The following is a 20,482-nucleotide window of genomic DNA, read 5'->3' on the forward strand; positions in this document are numbered from 1 at the left end:
CTAGCGCAGCCCCGTGGAGCGCCGCAGCGCCGTCTGGATCAGCCGGTCGACCAGGGCCGGATAGTCGAGCCCCGTCGCGGCCCACATCTTCGGGAACGCCGACGTCGGCGTGCAGCCCGGCATCGTGTTGATCTCGTTGAGGATCCACCGGCCGTCGGGGGTGTGGAAGAAGTCGACCCGGGCGAGCCCCTCGCAGTCGAGCGCGTCGAACGCCTGCACGGCGATGCGGCGGACCTCCTCGATCGCGGCGGGCGGCAGGTCCGGCGGGATCGCCATCGTCGTGGCCCCGTCGAGGTACTTGGTCTCGAAATCGTAGAACGCGTGGTCGCCCGCCACCAGCACCTCGGCGGGCGGGCTCGCCTCCGCCGGGCCGTCGTCCAGGCCCTGCAGGACGCCGCACTCGATCTCGCGGCCCTCGATGGCGGCCTCCACGATGACCTTCGGGTCGTGCTCGCGGGCCGTCTCGACCGCCGCCTCCAGATCGGCCTCGTCGGTGACGCGCGTGATGCCCATGCTCGACCCGGCGCGGGCCGGCTTGACGAACACGGGGGTGCCGGCGGCGAGGCCCAGCTCCTTGATCTCGTCGATCTTGCGCTTGCGCTCGCGCCGCCACTCCCGGTCGCCGACCAGGACGTACGGGCCGACGGGCAGGCCCTGCGCCTGCCAGACGAGCTTCATGAACCCCTTGTCCATGCCGACGGCGCTGGCCAGCACGCCGGCGCCGACGTAGCGGACGCCCGCCAGGTCGAGCAGGCCCTGGATGGTGCCGTCCTCGCCGTAGGGGCCGTGCAGCAGCGGCAGCACCACGTCGACGTCGCCGAGCGTCGCGGGCACCTTGCCCGGCTCGATCGCCATCAGGCCGCGGTTCTCGGGATCGAACGGCAGCGCGAGGAGGCTGCCGGCGCCGGTCACCTCGGGCAGCCGGCCGTCCTCGATCGCGAGGCGCAGGTCCCCGGGCGGGAGCACCCAGCGTCCGTCGCGGGCGATGCCGATCGGCACCACCTCGTACCGGTCCCGGTCGATGGCGGCCATGACGGCGCCCGCGGTGACGCAGGAGATCGCGTGCTCGGAGCTGCGCCCGCCGAAGACCACGGCCACGCGGATCTTAGAAACCTGGGACATGGGGTCCGAGCCTACCGGTGATCAGCCCGGATCGGCCACGAGCGATCCGGGCGCGGTCCGCCGCCGCGCCCTCACACTCCGTACCGCTCGGGCTTCGGGGACCGCGAGATCAGCGAGATGGCCGCCTCCTTGATCGGCATGCCGCGGTGCAGCACGGCGGTCACCGCCTCGGTGATCGGCATCTCCACGTTGTGCTTGCGGGCCAGCTCCAGCACCGCCTCCGCCGACTTGACGCCCTCCGCCGTCTGCCTGGTGACGGCGATGACCTCGTCCAGGGTCATGCCGCGGCCGAGGTTCTCGCCGAACGTCCGGTTGCGCGCGAGCGGCGAGACGCAGGACGCGACGAGGTCGCCCATCCCGGCGAGGCCCGCGAAGGTGTGCTCGTCGGCGCCGAGCGCCGCGCCCAGCCGGGTGATCTCGGCGAGCCCCCGGGTCATCAGCAGGGCCTGGGTGTTGGCGCCGAACCCCAGCCCGGCCGACATCCCGACGCAGAGGGCGACGACGTTCTTCACCGCGCCGCCCAGCTCGCAGCCGATCACGTCGGTGGAGGTGTACACGCGGAAGTAGGAGGTCATGGTCGCCGCCTGGAGGCCGCGCGCGGCGTCCTCGTCCACGCACGCGGCGACGGCGGCGCTGGGCTCGCCGGTGGCGATCTCGCGCGCCACGTTCGGGCCGCTGAACACCGCGACCCGCTCCTCGGGGACGTCGGCGACCTCGCGGATCACCTCCGACATGCGCCGGGTGGTGCCGAGCTCGACGCCCTTCATCAGGCTGACGAGGACGGCCTCGCGCGGCAGCAGCGGGACCCACCCGCCGAGGTTCTCCCGGAGCGTCTGCGCCGGGACGGCCAGCGCCACGAAGTCGGCGCCGCGCAGCGCCTCCGCCGGGTCGAGCGTCGCGCGGACGCCCTCGGGGAGCGGCACGCCCGGCAGGTACTCGGTGTTCTCGTGCCGCTCGTTGATGCCCTCGACGACCTCCGAGCGGCGTCCCCATACGGTGACCTCGCCGCCGGCGTCGTCCAGCATCTTCGCGAACGTGGTGCCCCAGGACCCGGAGCCCATCACCGCGGTACGGAAGGTCACGAGTCGGCCGCCTTCGGCTCGGCGGCCTCCGGGCGGGCCGGGTCGGCCACCGCGGCGCGGCGCTCTTCGAGCACCTTGTGGTGGTCGTAGCGCTCCGCGGGCGGCTCCTGGCCGCGCAGCTCGCCGAGCAGGCCGGTGATCGCGGCCATGATGTCGTCGGTGGCGGCCCGCAGCGTGTCCCGGTCGAGCGGCCGGCCCGCGTACGCCGACAGGTCGACCGGCGGCCCGGCCATCACCCGCATCGTCTTGCGCGGCAGCGGGTGGAAGCCCTTCTTCAGGCTGCCCGCCAGCCCCTTCTGCTCGCCCTTCTTGTAGGGCATCAGCTCGTGCGGGCCCCAGCTCGCCACCGGGACGACCTTGGCGCCGGTCTGCAGCGCCATCCGCGCGACGCCGGTCTGGCCGGTCATCGGCCACAGCTCCGGGTCGCGGGTGCAGCTGCCCTCCGGGTAGAACATCAGGCACTCGCCGTCGACCAGGGCCTTCTCGGCGGCCTCAAGGGCGCGGGACGCGTCGGCGCGGTCGCGGTAGACGGGGATCTGGCCGGTGCCGCGCAGCACGGCCCGGATGAACCTCACGTCGAACAGCGTGGACTTGGCCAGGTAGACGGGGTAGCGGCCCGACTCGTAGACGAAGTGGGCGAGCGCCAAGGGGTCGGACTCGGAGATGTGGTTGGCGGCGATGATGACGCCGCCCTTCCCGGGTACGTTGCCCCGGCCGCGCCAGTCCCGTTTGAGCAGGCCGAACAGCAGCGGGCGCAGGATGACGATCGTGAGCTTCCGCCAAGCCGGCGAATACCCGTGGCTCATGCCCGTCCCCTTCTCTCTGGATCCGTCCCCGGGGAGTGAACGTGGGGTGTCCTCAAGTGTCGCGGTTGCGTGCGCATAGTGTCGAGTTGCCATGTCTACACCAGCACCGTCCACGGCAGCGCGCGGCACGCCCTCGCTGCGCTGGTCGCTCGTCGTGCCCGTGAAGGTCCTCGCCAAGGCCAAGACCCGCATGTCGGCGGCGGCGGGCCCGCACCGGGAGGCGCTCGCGCTCGCCGTCGCGGCCGACACGGTCGCCGCGGCACTGCGCTGCGACCGGGTCCGCGACGTGATCGTGGTCACCGACGATCCCCTTCCGGCGGCCGAGCTGGCCGCCCTCGGCGCCCGGATCGTCCCGGACGTCCCGGACGCGGGCCTGAACCCGGCGCTCGTGCACGGCGCCGGGCGGGGCCGCGAGCTGTCCCCGGACGCGGGGGTGGGCGCGCTCTCCGCCGACCTGCCCGCGCTGCGGCCGGACGAACTCGCCCGCGTCCTCGACGCGGCCGGGAACGCGCCCGAGTCGTTCGTCCCGGACGCCGCAGGCATCGGCACGACCCTCTACACGGCGCGTCCCGGCGTCCCGTTCTCCCCGGCGTTCGGCGGCGACTCCCGCACCGCGCACCGCGCCCGCGGCGCCAGGGAGATCCTGCTGCCCGGCACCGACAGCGTCCGCCGCGACGTGGACACCCCCGAGGACCTGCGCGCCGCCCTCGCCCTGGGCACCGGTCCGCGCACCGCCGAGATCGCGTCCCGGCTGCCGTCGTTGGCCTAGAGTTCCGGTCATGCAGGGGACGGTGAAGGCGTTCGACGCGGAGACGCGGACCGGCAGCGTGCTGCTCGACGACGGGACGGAGCTGCCGTTCGACGCGGAGGCGTTCGCGGCGGGCGGCCTGCGGCTGTTGCGCTTCGGCCAGCGGGTGAACCTGGCGCTGGCCGGCGACCGGGTCTCGGCGGTGACCCTGTCGACGTTCCCGCTCCCCAGCTGACCCCTCCGGCCGCCCCGGCCCCAGAGATGCCTCAGCGCCCGGAACCGTATTGGCACGGTCCCGGGCGCTGACGCGGTGCGGCTTACTTCTTGCCGGCCACCAGGTTCTTGAAGTCGGCGCCCGCCTTGAACTTCGGCACGGACGTCGCGGGAACCTCGATGGTCTTGCCCGTTGCGGGGTTGCGGGCCGTACGGGCAGGCCGGTCGGCCTTCTCGAACGAACCGAACCCGGTGATCGCGACCTTGTCGCCCTTGGCGACGGCGGTCTGGATCGCCTCCAGGATGGCGTCGACGGCCTCGGCTGCGGCCTTCTTGCTGCCCAGCCGGTCAGAGATCGCGTCGACCAGCTCACGCTTGTTCATGGGTTACTCCTCTAGTTCCCCCCTTGCCCGAACGAAACTAAGGGACCCTCAGCATGGACACAATCACCTGCACGCAAGAGTTGGCGTGTCGCTGGCGTTTTTGTCGGCCTCGCCCCCGTCTCGCCGGGTGACCGGACCGGATCCGGCCACTGCGCACGCTAACCGACGTCGGGCCTGTCTTGGAAATCGGCCAGGAACGCGTCCAGCCTGCGGGCGGCCAGTTCGGCGTCCCTTTTCGCCAGATCGGTGATCGCCAGCAGGTGGCGGATGAGCCGCTGCCGGTCCTGCGCGGGGAGCGGCGCCACGGCCCGGTGAGCGTCACGCAACTGCCTCGCGAGCTGCGTCAACGCCGGATCGTCCCATTCAGCGTCCATGGCAGTGCTCTCCTCCTTCGGGCCTGGCGGCCCTCCATCGTCGAGCACCGCGTGCGATCGCTGCATCGCTCCGGCTCGCCTAGCGGCTCACTGCGCGATCAGGGTCTTGCTTCGCTCGACCCTGCCTTCGGACGCGATCGCGGCGATTGAGCTTGCTGCGTGGTGCGGCGATGGCTGATGTAGGTGCGTCCGTAAGCATGGTAGTCAGCGGCCCAGGCGGTATCGCCGCCTGGGCGGCTGCGGCTCAGGCGGCGGTCGGGAGGAGCGGGTTGCGAGTTTTTTCGAATTCGTTGATGGCTTCGGCGTGGCGCAGGGTCAGCCCGATGTCGTCGAGGCCCTCCAGGAGCCGCCAGCGGGTGTAGTCGTCGATCTCGAACGACGCGGCTTCGGTGCCCCAGCGGACCTCGCGCTTCTCCAGGTCGACGGTGATGTCCAGGGCCGGGTCATTCTCGACGGCGCTTTGCAATGCCTCGACCTGCTCGGCCGTAAGAATGACCGGCAGCAGTCCCATCTTGGTGGAGTTGTTACGGAAGATGTCGCCGAAGCGCGGCGCGATGACGACGCGGAACCCGTACTGCTGCAGCGCCCAGACGGCGTGCTCGCGGGACGAGCCGGTGCCGAAGTCGGGCCCGGCGACCAGGATGCCGGCGCCGTCGTACTGCGGCCGGTTCAGGACGAAGTCCGGGTCCTCGCGCCAGGCGGAGAACAGGCCCTTGTCGAACCCGGTGCGGCTGACCTGCTTCAGCCAGACGGCCGGGATGATCTGGTCGGTGTCGACGTTGCTGCGGCGCAGCGGCACCGCGTGCCCGGAGTAGGTGGTGAACGCTTCCATCGTGTGTCCTTACAGGTCGGCGGGAGCGGCCAGGCGGCCGGTGACGGCGGTCGCGGCGGCGACGGCGGGCGACACCAGGTGGGTGCGGCCGCCGGGTCCCTGCCGGCCCTCGAAGTTGCGGTTGGACGTGGAGGCGCTGCGCTCGCCGGGGGCGAGCTTGTCGGGGTTCATCGCCAGGCACATCGAGCAGCCGGCCTCGCGCCACTCGGCGCCGGACGCGGAGATGACCGCGTCCAGGCCCTCCTCCTCGGCCTGCTTCTTGACCTTCATGGAGCCGGGCACGACCAGCATCCGGACGCCGCCCGCGACCTTGCGGCCTTCGAGGACGCCCGCGACGGCCCGCAGGTCCTCGATGCGGCCGTTGGTGCAGGAGCCCACGAAGACGGTGTCGACCGCGATCTCGCGCAGCGGCGTCCCGGCGGTGAGGCCCATGTACTCCAGGGCGCGCTCGGCGTTCTGCCGCTTGACCGGGTCGCCGATGGACGCCGGGTCCGGGACGGACCCGGCGAGCGGCAGGCCCTGGCCCGGGTTCGTCCCCCAGGTGACGAACGGGGTCAGCTCGGCCGCGTCGATCACGACCTCCCGGTCGAAGACCGCGTCGTCGTCGGTGCGCAGCGACGTCCAGTACTCGACGGCCTCGTCCCAGTCGGCACCGGACGGCGCGTGCGGGCGACCCTTGAGGTACTCGAACGTCGTCTCGTCCGGGGCGATCATCCCGGCGCGGGCGCCGGCCTCGATGGACATGTTGCAGACCGTCATGCGGCCCTCCATCGACAGCGACCGGACGGCCTCGCCGCGGTACTCGATGATGTGGCCCTGGCCGCCGCCGGTGCCGATCCGCGCGATGATCGCCAGGATCAGGTCCTTGGCGGTGACGCCGCCCGGCAGCGTGCCGTTCACCGTGACGGCCATCGTCTTCGGCTGGACCTGCGGCAGCGTCTGGGTGGCGAGGACGTGCTCGACCTCGCTCGTGCCGATGCCGAACGCGAGCGCGCCGAACGCGCCGTGCGTGGAGGTGTGCGAGTCGCCGCACACGACGGTCATGCCGGGCTGGGTCAGGCCGAGCTGCGGGCCGATGACGTGCACGATGCCCTGGCCGTCGTCGCCCATGGGGTGCAGCCTGACCCCGAAGTCGGAGCAGTTCTTGCGCAGCGTCTCGACCTGCGTGCGCGACACCGGGTCGGCGATCGGCTTGAGCAGGTCCGTGGTCGGGACGTTGTGGTCCTCCGTGGCGATCGTCAGGTCGGGCCGGCGGACCTGGCGGCCCGCCATCCGCAGCCCGTCGAACGCCTGCGGGCTCGTGACCTCGTGGACCAGGTGCAGGTCGATGTAGAGGAGGTCCGGCTCGCCCTCGGCGCGCCGTACGACGTGCGCGTCGTACACCTTCTCGGCCAGTGTTCGGCCCATCACGTTCACCTCACCTGTAATGATCGTCGTCGCCCGGTGCCGGCCACCGGTGCGCCGTGTCTCTGTCACCTCGGCTTGCATCTCAAATTTCGAGACGGCAATATCAAGGCATGGACAACTCTAGCGGAGTCGGCGTACTTGACAAAGCGGTTCTCGTACTGAACGCGCTGGAGGCGGGCCCGGCCTCGCTCGCCCAGCTCGTCCAGACGACGGGGCTGGCCCGCCCCACCGCCCACCGGCTGGCCGTCGCGCTGGAGCACCACCGCCTCGTGCACCGCGACACGCAGGGGCGTTTCATCCTCGGGCCGCGGCTCGCCGAGCTCGCGGTCGCGGCGGGCGAGGACCGCCTGCTCGCCATCGCGCAGCCCATCCTGGCCCACTTGCGCGACCTCACCGGCGAGAGCGCCTCCCTGTTCCGCCGCCAGGGGGACGTCCGGGTCTGCGTGGCCGCCGCCGAGCGCACCAGCGGCCTGCGCGACACCATCCCGGTCGGCGCCGCGCTCCCGATGACGGCGGGTTCGGCCGCGCAGATCCTGCTCGCCTGGGAGGAGCCCGACCGGCTGCACCGCGGGCTGCGCGGCGCCAAGTTCGAGGCGACGACGCTCGCGTCCGTCCGGCGCCGGGGCTGGGCGCAGAGCGTGGGCGAGCGCGAGCAGGGCGTCGGCTCGGTCTCCGCCCCCATCCGCGGCGCCGCCGGACGGGTGATCGCCGCCGTCTCCGTGTCCGGCCCGCTCGAGCGCCTGTCGCGCTCCCCCGGCCGCCTGCACGCCGCCCCGGTCGCCGCCGCCGCCGAGAAGATCTCCGAGGGGATGCGCCGCACCGCGTCCTGACGGTCGCCGCGAATCACCACAACTCGGACAGACTCTGGATAGTGCCGGTTTCCGATCCCCCGACCTCGATACCGTTGCCTTCCAGCAAGCGGTCAAGGGGTGCGACGGTGCAGATCTCCGAGCTCAGCGATCGGAGCGGGCTCACGGTTCAGACGATCAAGTTCTACATCAGGGAGGGACTGCTCCCGAAGGGCTCGGCGGTGAGCGCGACGCGCTCGGACTACGACGGACGGCACCTGGAGCGGCTCCGGCTGATCAGCGCGCTGCGCGAGGTCGGCGAGCTGCCGATCTCGGCGATCCAGGAGATCGTCGGGGCCATCGAGGACGACGGCGTCAGCCTGCACGACCTGTTCGCCGCCGCCCAGCACGCGGTCGGCCCGCACGTCGCCGCCCCGCACGACCCGCACTGGCGGGCCGCCCGCGAGGACGTCGACGCCCTCGTCGGCGAGCTCGGCTGGACGGTCGGCGCCGGCGCCCCCTCCCGCGACCTGCTCGCCCACACGTTCGTGGCGCTTCGCCGGCTCGGCTACCCGATCACCCTCAAGGACCTGCGCCCCTACGTGAAGGCCGCCGCCGAGGTCGCCGAGCACGAGGTCGGCCGGGTCCCCGCCGGCACGCCCCGGGCCCGGACCGTCCACTCCCTGCTCGTCTCCACCATCCTCTACGAGCAGGTGCTCACGGCCCTGCACCGGATGGCGCAGGAGAACGCCTCTGCCCGCCGCTTCGACCACGCCTGACCAGGGTTTTCCGAGGAATTAGGTGGGTTTTCGTCGCCTACCATGAGAGGCGATGAGCGCGACAGAGCCCCCGGATCCCCCCGGCGGCAGGTGGACCGACCGCCTGCTCGCCGAGGGCAGCGATCCCGATCCCCGCTTCACCCTGGCCAACGAGCGCACGTTCCTGGCCTGGATCCGGACGGCGCTGGCCCTGATCGCGGGCGGCATCGGCCTCGCGCTCGCCGGCGACCTCGTCGAGCCGGTGCTCCGCAACGTCCTCGCCGCCGGGTTCGCCGCGACCGGCGCGCTGGTCGCGGCCCTGGCGTTCCGCCGCTGGCTGCGCACCGAACGCGCCCTGCGCCGCGCCGAGACGCTGCCGCCGCCCGCGCTGGCCCCGATCATGTCCTACGGCCTGGCCGTCGCCGCGATCGTCCTGCTCGCCGCCCTGCTGGCCACCAGGTGAGGCTCCGGGACCCGGGAGCGCAGCCGGAGCGGACGGCGCTGGCCTGGTCCCGGACCACGCTCTCGCTGGTCGTCGCCGGGCTGCTGTGCGTGCGGCTCGCTCCCTCCGCGCCGGGCGCGGCCGCCGCGGCGGCGGTCGTGTGCGGCAGCGCCGCGCTGATGCTGCGCCGGACCCGGATGGGCCTGCACGCCCGCCGACACCTTCCCCAGGGCGCGGCCGACCCGGTCTCCGTCCTGATCACGACCGGGCTGACCGTCCTACTGGGGCTCGTGGCCATCCTCTTCACAGTCTGAGGTATGCGCGGCTCGCATGGCCGACGCGCGAAGTCTGCGCTGGTGACATGGCTGCCCCGGCGCCTAACGTCGATCACGCCATGACACGAATCGCCTTTCTCGGACTGGGACGCATGGGCGTCCCCATGGCCGGGCGGCTGCTCGCCGCCGGCCACGACCTGACAGTTTGGAACCGCACCCCCGCGAGGGCGGCACCGCTCACGGGGGCCGCCGTCGCCGGCACGCCCGCCGGGGCCGGCAAGGACCGCGACCTGGTCATCACGATGCTCACCGACGCGGACGCCGTCGAGGACGTCCTGTTCGGTCCCGGCGGCGCGGCTCCGGCCCTGCCGCCGGGCGCCGTGATCGCCGACATGTCGACCATCGGCCCGGACGCCGTCCACCGGATCCGCGACCGGTTGCCCGAAGGCATCGGGTACGTCGACGCGCCCGTCTCGGGGAGCATCCCGCAGGCGGAGGCGGGCGAGCTGGTGATCTTCGCGGGTGCCGAGGACGACGACCTCGCCCGCTGCACCGATGCGCTGGCGGCCCTCGGGCAGATCCGGCACGCCGGGCCGCCCGGCTCGGGCGCCGCGCTCAAGCTCGTGTTGAACGGCGTCCTCGTCGCGAGCTTCGCCGTTCTAGGCGAGGCACTGGCGATGGCCGACCGGCTCGGCACCGACACCGGCCTGGCCCTGGACGCGCTGAGCCGCACCAGCCCCCAGGCGCGCCGCCTGGGGGAGAGCGCCCCTGGCGACCCGCCGCGCTTCACGCTCGCCCTGGCCGCCAAGGACCTCGCCCTCGCCCTGGACGGTTCCACCCCATCGGGTGTCCTGTCCGCCGTGCGCGAGCGCACGGACGCCGCGCTCGAAGCCGGGCTGGGCGGCCACGACATCATCGCACTCGCCGACCACATCAGGAGGAGCGCGCCGATGCGCCTCACGCTCGACAACCCCGCGTCCGTCCCGGCGCCGCCGAACAGCAACTACTCCCACACCGCCCATGTCACGCAGGGCGCGATGCTGTACGTGTCGGGGCAGATCGCCCTCGGCGAGGACGGCGAGGTGGACGCGCCCGGCGACATGACCCGGCAGTCAGAGGTGATCTTCTCGCTGCTGGACCGGATCCTCGCCGCGCACGGGGCCGGCTTCGGCGACGTCGTCAACATCAGGACGTTCGTCACCGACCTGGACCGGCTGCCGGAGTACGGGGCCGTCCGCAGGCAGCACTTCACCGGTCCGGCGCCCACCAGCACGACCGTCGAGGTGTCCCGCCTGTTCCACCCCGACGCGCTGCTAGAGGTGGAGGTCGTCGCCGCGCTCCCCTAGCCCGGCCGCCGCCTCGCGCAGCATCGCCAGGAACGCGGTCGCGGGCGGGGAGCGGCGCGCGTGGCGTCCGACGGCCGCGTAGACGGTGCGGCGCGGCCGGCCGGACGTCACGGCGCGCAGCACGACGCCGTCCCGCGCCATGGCGGCCGCCGCGAGCGCCGGGACGAGCGTGACGCCGAACCCCTCCGCGACCAGGCCCAGCTTGGAGATCCACTCGGCGACCCGCAGCGGCGTCCGCGGGTCGAAACCGGCCGCCTCGCAGCGGGCGCGCAGGGCGGCGATCGCGTTGGGATCGTCGGCGACGATCCACGGCTCGTCCGCCAGGTCCGCCAGCGGGACGCGCTCTCTGGCGGCGAGCCGGTGGCCGGCGGGCAATGCCACGAGGAGCGCGTCGTCCAGCAGCGGCACCAGGCCGTCGGCGTCGATCGACGGGACCTTGTGCGTGCTGACCAGCGCGATGTCGAGGTCGCCGGCCTCCAGCATCGGCAGCAGCCGCTCGGTCGTGCCCTCGCGCAGCACCGGCCGCACCCCCGGATGCCGGGTCCGGAACAGGGCGAGGGCGCGCGGGACGAGCGCGGCGTTCGCGGTGGGGAACGCGCCGACCCGCAGCGTCCCGGTGTCGAGCCGGCGCAGCCCTTCGAGCGCGCGGGCGGTGTCGGCGAGGCGGTCGAGGAGGCCGCGCGCGTGCGGCAGCAGGTGCTCGGCCGCCGGGGTCGGGCGGACGCCCCGCGCCCCGCGCGCGAACAACTCCACCCCGCAGACGTCCTCCAGCGCCGCGATCTGCCGGGACACGGCGGACTGCGTATAGCCCTCGGCGGCGGCGGCCGCGGTGAACGAGCCGAGGTCGGCGACGGCGACGAAGGTCCGCAGCAGGACGGGGTCCAGGGCTTCGGCGCGCACCCCAGGCAGGATACGGCCTGGCCGCGGTTCGGGGATGATCTCCCCGCTTGGTACTCTTCTCGCCTTCCGCACCGTCATCCCCGCAGGTCCCGCCGAGGTCGCCCATGTCCGAGAGCCGCCCGTTCATCAGCCTGGCGACCGACTTCGGCGCCGCGTACACCGCGATCTGCGCGGGCGTCGTGTACTCCATCGCACCCGCGGCGAACGTGCTCGTGCTGAGCGACGAGATCACGCCGTTCGCCGTCCGCGAGGGCGCGATGCTCCTGCGGCAGGCGCTGCCGTACCTTCCGGTCGGCGTGCACACGGGAATCGTCGACCCGGGTGTCGGCACGCCCCGGCTGCCCGTCGCGATCGAGACCGGGCGCGGCGACGTGCTCGTGGGGCCGGACAACGGCCTCCTCGTCCCGGCCGCAGAGAAGCTGGGCGGCGCCGTCCGGGCGCACGCGCTGGAGAATCCCGCGTACCGGCTGCCCGAGGTGTCGACCTCGTTCCACGGCCGCGACATCTTCTCCCCCGCCGCGGCGCACATCGCGAACGGCGTCGACGTGGCCGGCCTCGGACGGCGGGTCGACCCACTCCCCCTCGACGTCCCGCCACCGGCCTCGGCCGGCGGTGGGCTGACCGTCCCGGTGCTCTACACCGACCGCTTCGGCAGCCTCGTCCTCGGCGCCGAGCGCGACGATCTGACGGCGGCGTTCGGCGACCTGGCCCCGGGTTCGCCCCTGGACGTCGCTTGGACCGTTCCCGAACCCGGTTCCGCACGCGTCACGTTCGAGGAGACCTTCGGCGGTGTCGCGACCGGCGACCCGCTCCTGTGGATCGACTCGTCCGGCTGGCTCGGCCTGGCCGTGAACCAGGGTTCGGCCACCGACATCTTCGGCCTCGCGGGCGTCCAGGCCCTCACCCTCCGCGCGGCCGCCCCCCACTCCTGACCATGAAAGCTGGAGGCACCCCTTGATACGCCGCCCCCTGTCGGCCGCCCTCACCGGCCTGGCCGCGCTGTCCCTCGCCGTCACCGCCTGCGCCCCGCAGGAGGACGACGCGGTGTCCCCGTCCAAGAGCCCGGCGTCCTGCGCCAAGGACAAGCTGCCCCTGAAGACGCCCGGCAAGCTGACCGTCGCCACCGACAAGCCCGCGTTCGAGCCCTGGTTCAAGGACGACGACCCCAAGAACGGGCAGGGCTTCGAGAGCGCCGTCGCCTACGCGGTCGCGAACAGGCTCGGCTTCACCAAGGACGAGGTGACCTGGACCGTCGAGTCGTTCGAGTCGTCCTACGCGCCCGGGTCGAAGAAGTTCGACTTCGACGTCAACCAGGTCTCGGTCACCCCGGCCCGGGAGAAGGCCGTCACGTTCAGCACCGGCTACTACGACGTCCAGCAGGGCGTCGTGGCGCTGAAGGACACGAAGTACGCGGACGCGACGACCATCGCCGAGCTGAAGAAGGCGCGCATCGCCGTGCAGGTGGGCACGACCGCGCTGCAGGCGGTGCAGAAGCAGCTCCGGCCCGACGGCCAGCCGAAGATCTTCAACACGCAGATCGACGCGATCAACGCGCTGAAGAACAAGCAGGTGGACGTGCTGGTCGTCGACCTGCCGACCGCGTTCTACGTGACCGCCGCCCAGGTCGAGGACGCCAAGATCGTCGGGCAGTTGCCGCAGACGCAGGGCGGCGGGACCGAGCACTTCGGGCTGCTGCTGGAGCGGGGCAACGCCCTGGCCGGCTGTCTGGACAAGGCGATCGGCGAGCTGAAGGCGTCGGGCGAGCTGGCCGAGATCCAGGAGCGCTGGCTGACCGCGTCGGCCGGCGCGCCCGTGCTGAAGTGACCGCGGCGACGTGACCGCCACCGGAGGCACCTGGGTCAAGAGCGAGCGGCAGCTCGAACGGGAGCGGCGCCGCCGCCGCGCGGGCGTGCGGTCGGCGTCGCTCGCCAGCGCGTCGACGATTCTCTGCGCCGTCGTCGTGGTGGCGGTCGTCGTGTCGTCGCCCGGCTGGCCCCGGGTGCACGAGACGTTCTTCAACTGGGACGAGTTCGCCGGCGCGTTTCCGGACGTCCTGCGCGGCTTCTGGCTGAACGTCCGGATCTTCCTGATCGCCGAGCCGGTGATCCTGGCCGCCGGGCTGCTGGTCGCGCTCGCCCGCGGCCTGCGCAACCCGCTGTTCTTCCCGCTGCGGGCGCTGGCCGTCGCCTACACCGACGTGTTCCGGGGCATCCCGACGATCCTGCTGGTGTACCTGGTCGGGTTCGGCCTGCCCGCGCTGCGGCTCCAGGGCGTCCCGGACGACCCGGCCGTGCTGGGCGGGTTCGCGCTGGTCCTCTCCTACGGCGCGTACGTCGCGGAGGTGTTCCGCGCCGGCATCGACTCGATCCATCCGAGCCAGCAGGCGGCGGCCAGGTCCCTCGGCCTCACCCGGGCGCAGAGCCTGCGCTTCGTCGTCCTCCCGCAGGCGGTGCGCCGCGTCGTCCCGCCGCTGCTGAACGACTTCGCGTCCCTGCAGAAGGACACCGCGCTCGTCGCCGTCCTCGGCCCGCTGGAGGCGCTCCGCCAGGCGCAGATCCACTCGGCCGACACCTTCAACTACACGCCGTTCCTCGCGTCGGCGGTGCTGTTCATCGCGCTGACGGTGCCGATGGCCCGGTTCACCGACCATCTCGCGATACGCGCCGAGCGGCGCCGCGCCCCCGGAGGCGGCACATGAGCGATCCGCTGCTGCGCGTCGAAGGCGTGTGGAAGACCTACCAGGCGCAGCCGGTGCTGCGCGGTGTCGACCTGGACGTCGCGGCGCACGAGGTCGTCTGCCTGATCGGCGCGTCCGGGTCCGGCAAGTCGACGCTGCTGCGGTGCGTGAACGTCCTGGAGACGGTCGACGACGGCGCCGTCTTCCTGGAGGGCGAGGACATCACCGACCCGGGCGCCGACCCCGACGAGGTCCGCAAGCGCATCGGCATGGTGTTCCAGTCCTACAACCTGTTCCCCCACATGTCGGTGCTGGACAACATCACGCTCGCGCCGGTCCGCGTCCACAAGCGCTCGCGCGCCGAGGCGGTGGAGCAGGCCCGCGAGCTGCTGGACCGGTTCGGCCTCGCCGACAAGGCCGCCGAGTATCCCGACCGGCTGTCCGGCGGCCAGCAGCAGCGCGTCGCGATCATCCGGGCGATGGCGGGGAGGCCGAGCCTCCTGCTGCTGGACGAGGTGACGTCCGCGCTCGACCCGGAGCTCGTCACCGAGGTGATGGGCATCATCCGGGAGCTGAAGGACGCGGGCATGACGATGGTCCTCGCGACGCACGAGATGGGCTTCGCCCGCGACATCGCCGACACGGTCTGCTTCCTGCACGACGGCGTCCTGCTCGAACGCGGCCCGGCCGAGCAGATCTTCGCCGAGCCCGCCGAGCCCCGCACCCGCGAGTTCCTGCGCCGCGTCCTCGCGTCCCGCCGCCTGTAGGAGACTGATCACCGTGGAAGACCTCGACGTCGTCGCATGGATCCAGGTGTCGGACGGCCGGATGCTCGCCGTCCGGTCGCGCGGCCGCGACCTCCTCTACCTCCCCGGCGGTAAGCGCGAGCCGGGCGAGGACGACTGGTCGGCGCTGTCCCGCGAGGTCCGCGAGGAGCTGGACCTGGAGCTCGACCGGACGTCCTTCCGCGAGCTGGGCGTCATCCGGGCCCCCGCCCACGACCAGCCCGACTTCACCCACGTCCGCATGGCCTGCTTCACCGCCGCCTACCAGGGCGCGATGGCCGCGGCCGGCGAGGTGGACGAGTACGTCTACGTGGGCACGTCCGACCGCCACCTCCTCGCCCCCGCGGCCCAGGCGGCCCTGGACCTCGCCGGCGAACACGGCCTCCTCACCTGACGTCCCCTAGTCGCTCTCAGGGTCGTCCCTTACGCCCGCGGCGGTATCCGGGGCGCGGGAAGGTGATCGGCGAGCGTAGGCGAGGTGCCTCTTGTGGGCCGATGCCCCCGGCCATGCCGTGCACGGAGCATCCTTGCCATGACGAACACGACGCAGACCCTCACCCGACCCGACGTCCCCGTCCACGCCGGCCCGCCGAAGCTCTCCCGCATGGAGCTGCGCGCCGCGCAGATCGAGACGCTCGAAAGCCCGCGGCTGAAGTACGGCCTGCTCGCCCGGATGCTGTTCAAGCAGATGGACCTGGTCTACGGCCGCGAGCGCACGCTGGTGAAGTTCACGATGCTGGAGTTCATCGCCCGCGTCCCCTACCAGGCGTGGGAGCGGATGGGCTACCTGTCGCTGTCCCGGAACCGGCGTCGCTCGGCGCTCGCCAAACGCGTGTACGAGCGGATCGCCGAGACCCGTGAGGAGCAGGACAACGAGCAGTGGCACCTGCTGATCCTCCAGGACCTCGTCCAGCGGGACGGCCTGAGGCAGTCGTTCGTGCTGCACCGGCTGGCGCCGTGGCTCGTGGCGTTCTTCTACTACCACGTGTCGTGGCTGCTGTTCCTGGTGCGGCCCGAGCTGAGCTACCGGCTCAACGCCGACTTCGAGGACCACGCCGAGCACGAGTACATGTCCTACGTCGCCGAGCACCCCGAGCTGGAGCACGTCCCGGCGCCCGCCACGTACGCCGCCGAGTACGGCCGGTACGACACGGTCGCCGACCTGCTCCGCCAGATCGGCCACGACGAGCGGGCCCACAAGCTCGACAGCCTGGTCAACATGCGGCACCCGCGCTTCCAGGACGCGCCTATGACAGCTCGTCGATGATCTTCTCCAGGGCGCTGCCCAGGTGGCGCCGCTCCTCCTCCGTCAGCGCGGCGGTGACTCGCTCCTCCAGTCGCCGCCGCGCCTTCCTGATCGGTGCCTCCGCGCGGCGCGCCCGGTCGGTGAGGTAGAGCCGGACGAGCCGCGCGTCGGCCGGGTCCCGCCGCCGGACGACCAGGCCCGCGGTCTCCATCCGGGTGGCGGTGTTGACGATCGTCGGAGTGGTCAGCCCGAGCCGCGCGGCCAGTTCGCCCGGCGCCAGGCCGTCCTCCTCCCAGAGGACCTCCAGCACGAGGTTCTGCCCGACGCGCACGCCGTGCTCGCTCATCGCCGCGTCGGTCTCCGCCCGCAGCAGCTTGTGCGCTCGCGTGAACAGCCTCAGCAGGTCTTCCATCCGGAAATCCTACAAATCGTTTGCATGCTAGCGATGTGCCGCCCTACGCTCTCAATAGCGTGCTAACGATTGGAGACGGCATGATCCTCGTCACCGGCGGCCTCGGCTTCATCGGCTCCCACGTCGCGCAGGCGCTTCTCGATCTCGGCGAGGAATGCGTTCTGACCCGGCACCGCAGCGGCCCGCCGCCCGCCTTCCTCCGTCCCGCCGGACGCGTCGCCGTCGAGCCGCTGGACATGACCGACCGGGACGCGTTCCTCGGCCTCGGCGACCGGCATCCGATCACCGGGATCGTCCATCTCGCCGGCGTCGGCCTCGGCGCGCTCGACCCGATCGACGAGCTGCGCGCCAACACGTCCGGCCTGCTCAACGCGCTGCAAGCCGCCCGCGACTGGGGCGTCGGCCGCATCTGCGTCGCCAGCACGATCGGCGTGTACGGGGGCGTCCGGGAGAATCCGCTGCGGGAGGACGCGCCGCTCCCGCCGGGGACGCCGCACACGATCCCGGCGTTCAAGCGGGCCGCGGAGGAGCTGACGTCCGTCGTGTCGGGCGAGACGGCCGTCATCCTGCGGATCGGCGCGATCTGGGGGCCGCTCGGCCGCCCGTCCTCCCCGTTCTTCGCGATCCCGGGCCTGGTGAACGCGGCCGTCCGCGGCGAGCCGTGCACCGCGTACGCCGGCGACGGCATCGACGCCCTCTACGCGCGGGACTGCGGCCGCGCCATCGCGCTCCTCCAGACGACGGAGAAGGTGCACCACGGCATCTACAACATCGGCTCCGGACACGCCACGACGAACGCGGAGGTCGCCGCGGCCGTCGAGAAGGTCGTCCCGGACGCCGCGATCGAGCTGGCCGACGGCCGCTCGCCGGACGCACCGGACGAGAACCTCGTCCTCGACACGTCCCGCCTCCACGGCGACACCGGATTCACCCTCGCCTACGACATCGAGGCCGCCGTGGCCGACCACGTGGCCTGGCTGCGCCGAAGTCAGGCATCCTGACCCGCGCTCGGCTCGGACGCGGCCTGGCCGATCGGCGTCATGACAGAGCGATGCCGCTGCCGATGCCGAGCGCCAGCGAGCACAGAGCGGCGGTGACGGCGACGGCCGATGCACCCCGCGCCGGAGGCGACGGGACGGACGGCCGCCGGAACAGCGGGACGATCCAGCGCAGGTAGTAGAAGACGCTCGCGGCGGTGTTGACGGCGGCGACCACGGCCAGCCAGGCGTAGTGGCCGTCCAGCGCCGCGCCGAACATCAGGACCTTGCCGACGAACACGGCGGTCGGCGGCGTCCCGATGAAGCCGAGCAGGCAGACGACGAGCGAGAGGCCCACGAGCGGGGAACCGCGGAGCAGTCCCGCGTACTCGGCCAGGTCGTCGCGGCCGGTGGCGACGACGACGGCGAACGCGCCCAGGTTCGTGACCGCGTAGGCGGCGACGTAGTAGAGGACCGCCGGCTGGGCCAGGTCCGTCCGGCCCGCCATCGCGACCGGCACGAGGAGGTAGCCCGCCTGGCTGACGGTCGAGTACGCCAGCAGCCGGCGGACGTTGTCCTGCCCGAACGCGGCGAGGTTGCCGAGCGTCATCGTCGCCGCCGCGACGACGGCGAGGAGGGCGGGCCAGGCGTCCGGCAGCGTCTCGGCGCCGAACCGGTAGAGGGCGGCGAACGCGCCGATCTTCGGGACGGTCGTGACGTAGGCGGCGATGGCGGGCGGCGCGCCCTCGGCCACGTCCGGTACCCAGAAGTGGCCGGGGACGGCGCCCGCCTTGAACAGCAGTCCGGCGAGCAGCGCGACGACGCCGGCCGCGACCGCCGCCTGGGGCGCGTCCGCCAGCCCTACACGGAGCACCGGATAGGCCGTGCCGCGTCCGATGCCGGACAGCAGCGTGACACCGGCGAGCATGAGCACGCCGAGCAGCGCCCCCATCAGGTAGTACTTCAGCGCGGCCTCGGTTCCGGGGGCGTCCTTGCCGAACCCGGCGAGCGCGTAGGCGGGGATGCTCGCCAGCAGGTATGCGGCGACGAGGACCAGCAGGTCGGACGTGGCGCCGAGCACGACCGTCCCGAGCGCCGACAGGAGGATCAGCACGTAGTGCTCGGTCTCCCGCGGATGGTCGCGCACCTGCCCGCGGGCCAGCGCGACGACCGCCAGCGTCGAGCCGAGCACGGTGATCCGGGTGACGTGCGTGACCGGGTCGACGGCGAAGGCGTCGAACGCCATCAGGTCGGCGCGGGTCGCCGCGACACCGGCGGCGGCGAGGCCCGCGACGAGCCCGGCCGCGCAGACCACCGCGACCTGCCATTGCCGGCGCCGGGGCAGGAACAGCCCGCCGGCCAGCCCGAGGACGGCGGCGATGAGCACGCACAGCTCGGGGGCGAGGTCGGCGGGGTTCTCGTTCATCACCGTCCCACCAGCGCGACGACGGCCGCCGACAGCGGCTCGATCGTGTCCAGCAGGACGCGGGGCACGACGCCGATGAGCAGCGACAGCGCCAGCAGCGGGACGAGCGCCGCCAGTTCGGGTCGCCGCACCTCGCTCACCCGCGCGGTCAGCTCGCCCGGCGGCCCGAGGACGGCCCGGTGCAGAACGCGCAGGAAGAGCGCGGCCGTGATCAGGATGCCGAGGACGGCCAGGGCGCCGGTGACCGCCGTCGCCGCCGTGCCGGTTCCGATCGTTCCGGCGAAGATCTGGAACTCGGCGATGAACCCTGAGAGCCCCGGCAGCCCGAGCGAGGCGAACGCCGCGATCCCGATCAGCCAGGCGAGGACGGGAGCGTTGTGCGCGATGCCGCCGAACCGTCCGAGGTCATAGGTTCCGGCCCGGTCGTCCAGCACCCCGCACAGCAGGAACAGCGCGCCGGTGACCAGGCCGTGGCTGACCATCTGCGTGACGGCGCCGGTCACCGCGAGCCGCCGCGCGCCTGCGTCGCCGGACGCGTACCCGGCCGCACCCAGCGCCAGCAGGATGTACCCCATGTGGTTGACGGACGTGTAGGCGACGAGCCGCTTGACGTTGTCCTGCGCCAGCGCGACCAGCGCCCCGTACAGGACGCTGACCAGCCCGACGATCAGCATGACGAGCGCGTAGCGGCGCCAGGCGTCCGGCAGCATCGGCATCGCGATCCGGACGAACCCGTACGTGCCCATCTTCAGCATGACCCCGGCGAGGATCGCCGACCCGGCGGCGGGAGCGTCGGTGTGCGCGGGCGGCAGCCACGTGTGGAACGGGACGACGGGCGTCTTGATCCCGAGCCCGATCCCGATGGCGAGGAGCGTCAGCCCGCCCAGGCCGCCGTGCAGCGGAGGCGTGCGGGTCAGCTCCACCATGTCGAACGTGTTGGGGTCGGCGCCCAGGTAGAGGCCGATGAATCCGAGCAGCAGGACGAGCGACCCCAGGAACGTGTACAGGAAGAACTTCAGTGCCGACCGCGACCGGTCGCCGTGCCCCCACAGCAGGATCACGAAGTACATGCCGACGATCGACAGGTCGAAGAACACGAAGAACAGCAGGAGGTCGAGGGCCGCGAACAGGCCCAGGCACACCGTCTCCAGGAAGAGGAACAGGATCGCGAACGCCCGCACGCGATGCGTCCGCCGCAGCGAGTACACGGCGCACGCGGCGAACAGGACGGCGGTCAGGGCGAGCAGCGGCAGCGACAGGCCGTCCACCCCGACGTGGTAGCCGGCCCGGACGGACGGGATCCACCGCACGTTCGTCTCGAACGAGACCCCGCCGCCCGTGCCGTGCCCGACCCACATGGCCGCGACCAGCGCGAGGTCGAGGACGGCGGCGCCGATCCACGTCCAGGCCACCGCGCGCCCCGGGACGGCCGGCAGCGCGCACGCCACCGCCAGCGGCAGGAAGATCACCAAGGCCAGCATCG

General features: G+C 72.6%; 25 protein-coding genes. 14 read left to right on the forward strand and 11 right to left on the reverse strand.

Features of this window, described 5'->3' with window-relative positions; all coding sequences use genetic code 11:
* The 3 genes from E1293_RS02025 to E1293_RS02035 all read right to left on the reverse strand — a co-directional run bounded on the left by E1293_RS02025 (position 1) and on the right by E1293_RS02035 (position 3,010).
* The gene (locus tag E1293_RS02025; RefSeq protein ID WP_132193146.1) at positions 1-1,122 is read right to left on the reverse strand and encodes a D-alanine--D-alanine ligase family protein; all 1,122 of its coding nucleotides are present in this window, start codon (positions 1,120-1,122) and stop codon (positions 1-3) included.
* A 71-nt stretch (positions 1,123-1,193) separates the two neighbouring features.
* Positions 1,194-2,183, reverse strand: a complete 990-nt coding sequence (locus tag E1293_RS02030; protein WP_132193274.1) for an NAD(P)H-dependent glycerol-3-phosphate dehydrogenase — start codon at positions 2,181-2,183, stop codon at positions 1,194-1,196.
* A gap of 17 nt (positions 2,184-2,200) precedes the next feature.
* Positions 2,201-3,010 carry a lysophospholipid acyltransferase family protein gene (locus tag E1293_RS02035; RefSeq protein ID WP_132193148.1) on the reverse strand — a complete coding sequence of 270 codons (810 nt, stop codon included), beginning with the start codon at positions 3,008-3,010 and terminating at the stop codon, positions 2,201-2,203.
* Positions 3,011-3,101: 91 nt separating this feature from the next.
* Between E1293_RS02035 and cofC the strand changes: the two genes are divergently transcribed.
* Positions 3,102-3,779, forward strand: coding sequence for a 2-phospho-L-lactate guanylyltransferase (cofC, locus tag E1293_RS02040; protein WP_132193150.1), 678 nt, complete (start codon positions 3,102-3,104; stop codon positions 3,777-3,779).
* A 10-nt stretch (positions 3,780-3,789) separates the two neighbouring features.
* Positions 3,790-3,993, forward strand: coding sequence for a S1 domain-containing protein (locus E1293_RS02045; protein WP_132193152.1), 204 nt, complete (start codon positions 3,790-3,792; stop codon positions 3,991-3,993).
* Positions 3,994-4,075: 82 nt separating this feature from the next.
* Here the strand turns inward: E1293_RS02045 and E1293_RS02050 are convergent, their stop codons facing one another.
* The 4 genes from E1293_RS02050 to leuC form a co-directional block, all read right to left on the reverse strand.
* A complete protein-coding gene (locus E1293_RS02050; RefSeq protein WP_026403810.1) occupies positions 4,076-4,354 on the reverse strand; it encodes an HU family DNA-binding protein in 279 nt (92 codons plus the stop codon).
* A 158-nt stretch (positions 4,355-4,512) separates the two neighbouring features.
* Positions 4,513-4,728, reverse strand: a complete 216-nt coding sequence (locus E1293_RS02055) for an SCO5555 family protein (RefSeq protein ID WP_132193154.1) — start codon at positions 4,726-4,728, stop codon at positions 4,513-4,515.
* A gap of 244 nt (positions 4,729-4,972) precedes the next feature.
* Positions 4,973-5,560, reverse strand: coding sequence for a 3-isopropylmalate dehydratase small subunit (leuD, locus tag E1293_RS02060; protein ID WP_132193156.1), 588 nt, complete (start codon positions 5,558-5,560; stop codon positions 4,973-4,975).
* A gap of 9 nt (positions 5,561-5,569) precedes the next feature.
* Positions 5,570-6,967: a 3-isopropylmalate dehydratase large subunit gene (leuC, locus tag E1293_RS02065; protein WP_132193158.1), complete on the reverse strand. Its 1,398-nt coding sequence runs from the start codon at positions 6,965-6,967 to the stop codon at positions 5,570-5,572.
* Positions 6,968-7,077: 110 nt separating this feature from the next.
* Between leuC and E1293_RS02070 the strand changes: the two genes are divergently transcribed.
* The 5 genes from E1293_RS02070 (at position 7,078) to E1293_RS02090 (ending at position 10,576) form a co-directional block, all read left to right on the forward strand.
* Positions 7,078-7,797 (forward strand): IclR family transcriptional regulator, encoded by a 720-nt coding sequence (locus tag E1293_RS02070; RefSeq protein ID WP_132193160.1) that lies wholly within the window; start codon positions 7,078-7,080, stop codon positions 7,795-7,797.
* 107 nt (positions 7,798-7,904) lie between these two features.
* Positions 7,905-8,534: a MerR family transcriptional regulator gene (locus E1293_RS02075; protein WP_132193162.1), complete on the forward strand. Its 630-nt coding sequence runs from the start codon at positions 7,905-7,907 to the stop codon at positions 8,532-8,534.
* 52 nt (positions 8,535-8,586) lie between these two features.
* Positions 8,587-8,976, forward strand: a complete 390-nt coding sequence (locus E1293_RS02080; protein ID WP_132193164.1) for a YidH family protein — start codon at positions 8,587-8,589, stop codon at positions 8,974-8,976.
* The gene (locus tag E1293_RS02085; protein ID WP_132193166.1) at positions 8,973-9,269 is read left to right on the forward strand and encodes a DUF202 domain-containing protein; all 297 of its coding nucleotides are present in this window, start codon (positions 8,973-8,975) and stop codon (positions 9,267-9,269) included. The genes E1293_RS02080 and E1293_RS02085 overlap by 4 nt, the downstream gene beginning before the upstream one ends.
* A gap of 80 nt (positions 9,270-9,349) precedes the next feature.
* Positions 9,350-10,576: an NAD(P)-binding domain-containing protein gene (locus tag E1293_RS02090; RefSeq protein WP_132193168.1), complete on the forward strand. Its 1,227-nt coding sequence runs from the start codon at positions 9,350-9,352 to the stop codon at positions 10,574-10,576.
* Here E1293_RS02090 and E1293_RS02095 read toward each other — a convergent pair.
* Complete coding sequence (locus E1293_RS02095) at positions 10,544-11,476, reverse strand: LysR family transcriptional regulator (protein WP_279472860.1); 933 nt, start codon at positions 11,474-11,476, stop codon at positions 10,544-10,546. The genes E1293_RS02090 and E1293_RS02095 overlap by 33 nt on opposite strands.
* Before the next feature lie 104 nt (positions 11,477-11,580).
* On the opposite strand from E1293_RS02095, the gene E1293_RS02100 reads away from it, so the two are divergent.
* From E1293_RS02100 to E1293_RS02125, 6 genes are all read left to right on the forward strand, one after another.
* Positions 11,581-12,408, forward strand: coding sequence for an SAM hydrolase/SAM-dependent halogenase family protein (locus E1293_RS02100; RefSeq protein ID WP_132193172.1), 828 nt, complete (start codon positions 11,581-11,583; stop codon positions 12,406-12,408).
* A 22-nt stretch (positions 12,409-12,430) separates the two neighbouring features.
* The gene (locus tag E1293_RS02105) at positions 12,431-13,300 is read left to right on the forward strand and encodes an ABC transporter substrate-binding protein (protein ID WP_243715962.1); all 870 of its coding nucleotides are present in this window, start codon (positions 12,431-12,433) and stop codon (positions 13,298-13,300) included.
* A 10-nt stretch (positions 13,301-13,310) separates the two neighbouring features.
* On the forward strand, positions 13,311-14,174 hold the full coding sequence (locus E1293_RS02110; RefSeq protein WP_132193174.1) for an amino acid ABC transporter permease: 864 nt from the start codon (positions 13,311-13,313) through the stop codon (positions 14,172-14,174).
* Complete coding sequence (locus E1293_RS02115; RefSeq protein ID WP_132193176.1) at positions 14,171-14,920, forward strand: amino acid ABC transporter ATP-binding protein; 750 nt, start codon at positions 14,171-14,173, stop codon at positions 14,918-14,920. Before E1293_RS02110 ends, E1293_RS02115 begins: the two co-directional genes overlap by 4 nt.
* A gap of 13 nt (positions 14,921-14,933) precedes the next feature.
* Positions 14,934-15,332, forward strand: a complete 399-nt coding sequence (locus E1293_RS02120; protein WP_132193178.1) for an NUDIX hydrolase — start codon at positions 14,934-14,936, stop codon at positions 15,330-15,332.
* Between the two features lie 138 nt (positions 15,333-15,470).
* Positions 15,471-16,205: an alternative oxidase gene (locus E1293_RS02125; RefSeq protein WP_132193180.1), complete on the forward strand. Its 735-nt coding sequence runs from the start codon at positions 15,471-15,473 to the stop codon at positions 16,203-16,205.
* Here the strand turns inward: E1293_RS02125 and E1293_RS02130 are convergent.
* Complete coding sequence (locus tag E1293_RS02130) at positions 16,186-16,596, reverse strand: MarR family winged helix-turn-helix transcriptional regulator (RefSeq protein WP_132193182.1); 411 nt, start codon at positions 16,594-16,596, stop codon at positions 16,186-16,188. The two genes, E1293_RS02125 and E1293_RS02130, sit on opposite strands and share 20 nt — an antisense overlap.
* Before the next feature lie 80 nt (positions 16,597-16,676).
* On the opposite strand from E1293_RS02130, the gene E1293_RS02135 reads away from it, so the two are divergent.
* Positions 16,677-17,597 (forward strand): NAD-dependent epimerase/dehydratase family protein, encoded by a 921-nt coding sequence (locus E1293_RS02135; RefSeq protein ID WP_132193184.1) that lies wholly within the window; start codon positions 16,677-16,679, stop codon positions 17,595-17,597.
* A gap of 37 nt (positions 17,598-17,634) precedes the next feature.
* Here E1293_RS02135 and E1293_RS02140 read toward each other — a convergent pair whose 3' ends face one another.
* A complete protein-coding gene (locus tag E1293_RS02140) occupies positions 17,635-18,999 on the reverse strand; it encodes an NADH-quinone oxidoreductase subunit N (protein ID WP_132193186.1) in 1,365 nt (454 codons plus the stop codon).
* The gene (locus E1293_RS02145) at positions 18,999-20,480 is read right to left on the reverse strand and encodes a complex I subunit 4 family protein (RefSeq protein ID WP_132193188.1); all 1,482 of its coding nucleotides are present in this window, start codon (positions 20,478-20,480) and stop codon (positions 18,999-19,001) included. The genes E1293_RS02140 and E1293_RS02145 overlap by 1 nt, the downstream gene beginning before the upstream one ends.
* Between the last annotated feature and the right edge of the window lie 2 nt (positions 20,481-20,482).

It is taken from the genome of Actinomadura darangshiensis, assembly GCF_004349235.1.
Classification (GTDB): domain Bacteria; phylum Actinomycetota; class Actinomycetes; order Streptosporangiales; family Streptosporangiaceae; genus Spirillospora; species Spirillospora darangshiensis.

Bases quoted from the DNA above. Each gene is read 5' to 3' on its own strand.
- E1293_RS02055 (WP_132193154.1), bottom strand. From the start codon at position 4,728: ATGGACGCTGAATGGGACGATCCGGCGTTGACGCAGCTCGCGAGGCAG.
- E1293_RS02125 (WP_132193180.1), top strand. From the start codon at position 15,471: ATGACGAACACGACGCAGACCCTCACCCGACCCGACGTCCCCGTCCAC.
- E1293_RS02050 (WP_026403810.1), bottom strand. From the start codon at position 4,354: ATGAACAAGCGTGAGCTGGTCGACGCGATCTCTGACCGGCTGGGCAGC.
- E1293_RS02145 (WP_132193188.1), bottom strand. From the start codon at position 20,480: ATGCTGGCCTTGGTGATCTTCCTGCCGCTGGCGGTGGCGTGCGCGCTG.
- E1293_RS02045 (WP_132193152.1), top strand. From the start codon at position 3,790: ATGCAGGGGACGGTGAAGGCGTTCGACGCGGAGACGCGGACCGGCAGC.
- leuC (WP_132193158.1), bottom strand. From the start codon at position 6,967: ATGGGCCGAACACTGGCCGAGAAGGTGTACGACGCGCACGTCGTACGG.
- E1293_RS02135 (WP_132193184.1), top strand. From the start codon at position 16,677: ATGATCCTCGTCACCGGCGGCCTCGGCTTCATCGGCTCCCACGTCGCG.
- E1293_RS02070 (WP_132193160.1), top strand. From the start codon at position 7,078: ATGGACAACTCTAGCGGAGTCGGCGTACTTGACAAAGCGGTTCTCGTA.
- E1293_RS02030 (WP_132193274.1), bottom strand. From the start codon at position 2,183: ATGGGCTCCGGGTCCTGGGGCACCACGTTCGCGAAGATGCTGGACGAC.
- E1293_RS02100 (WP_132193172.1), top strand. From the start codon at position 11,581: ATGTCCGAGAGCCGCCCGTTCATCAGCCTGGCGACCGACTTCGGCGCC.
- E1293_RS02090 (WP_132193168.1), top strand. From the start codon at position 9,350: ATGACACGAATCGCCTTTCTCGGACTGGGACGCATGGGCGTCCCCATG.
- cofC (WP_132193150.1), top strand. From the start codon at position 3,102: ATGTCTACACCAGCACCGTCCACGGCAGCGCGCGGCACGCCCTCGCTG.
- E1293_RS02140 (WP_132193186.1), bottom strand. From the start codon at position 18,999: ATGAACGAGAACCCCGCCGACCTCGCCCCCGAGCTGTGCGTGCTCATC.
- E1293_RS02025 (WP_132193146.1), bottom strand. From the start codon at position 1,122: ATGTCCCAGGTTTCTAAGATCCGCGTGGCCGTGGTCTTCGGCGGGCGC.
- E1293_RS02080 (WP_132193164.1), top strand. From the start codon at position 8,587: ATGAGCGCGACAGAGCCCCCGGATCCCCCCGGCGGCAGGTGGACCGAC.
- E1293_RS02130 (WP_132193182.1), bottom strand. From the start codon at position 16,596: ATGGAAGACCTGCTGAGGCTGTTCACGCGAGCGCACAAGCTGCTGCGG.
- leuD (WP_132193156.1), bottom strand. From the start codon at position 5,560: ATGGAAGCGTTCACCACCTACTCCGGGCACGCGGTGCCGCTGCGCCGC.
- E1293_RS02115 (WP_132193176.1), top strand. From the start codon at position 14,171: ATGAGCGATCCGCTGCTGCGCGTCGAAGGCGTGTGGAAGACCTACCAG.
- E1293_RS02035 (WP_132193148.1), bottom strand. From the start codon at position 3,010: ATGAGCCACGGGTATTCGCCGGCTTGGCGGAAGCTCACGATCGTCATC.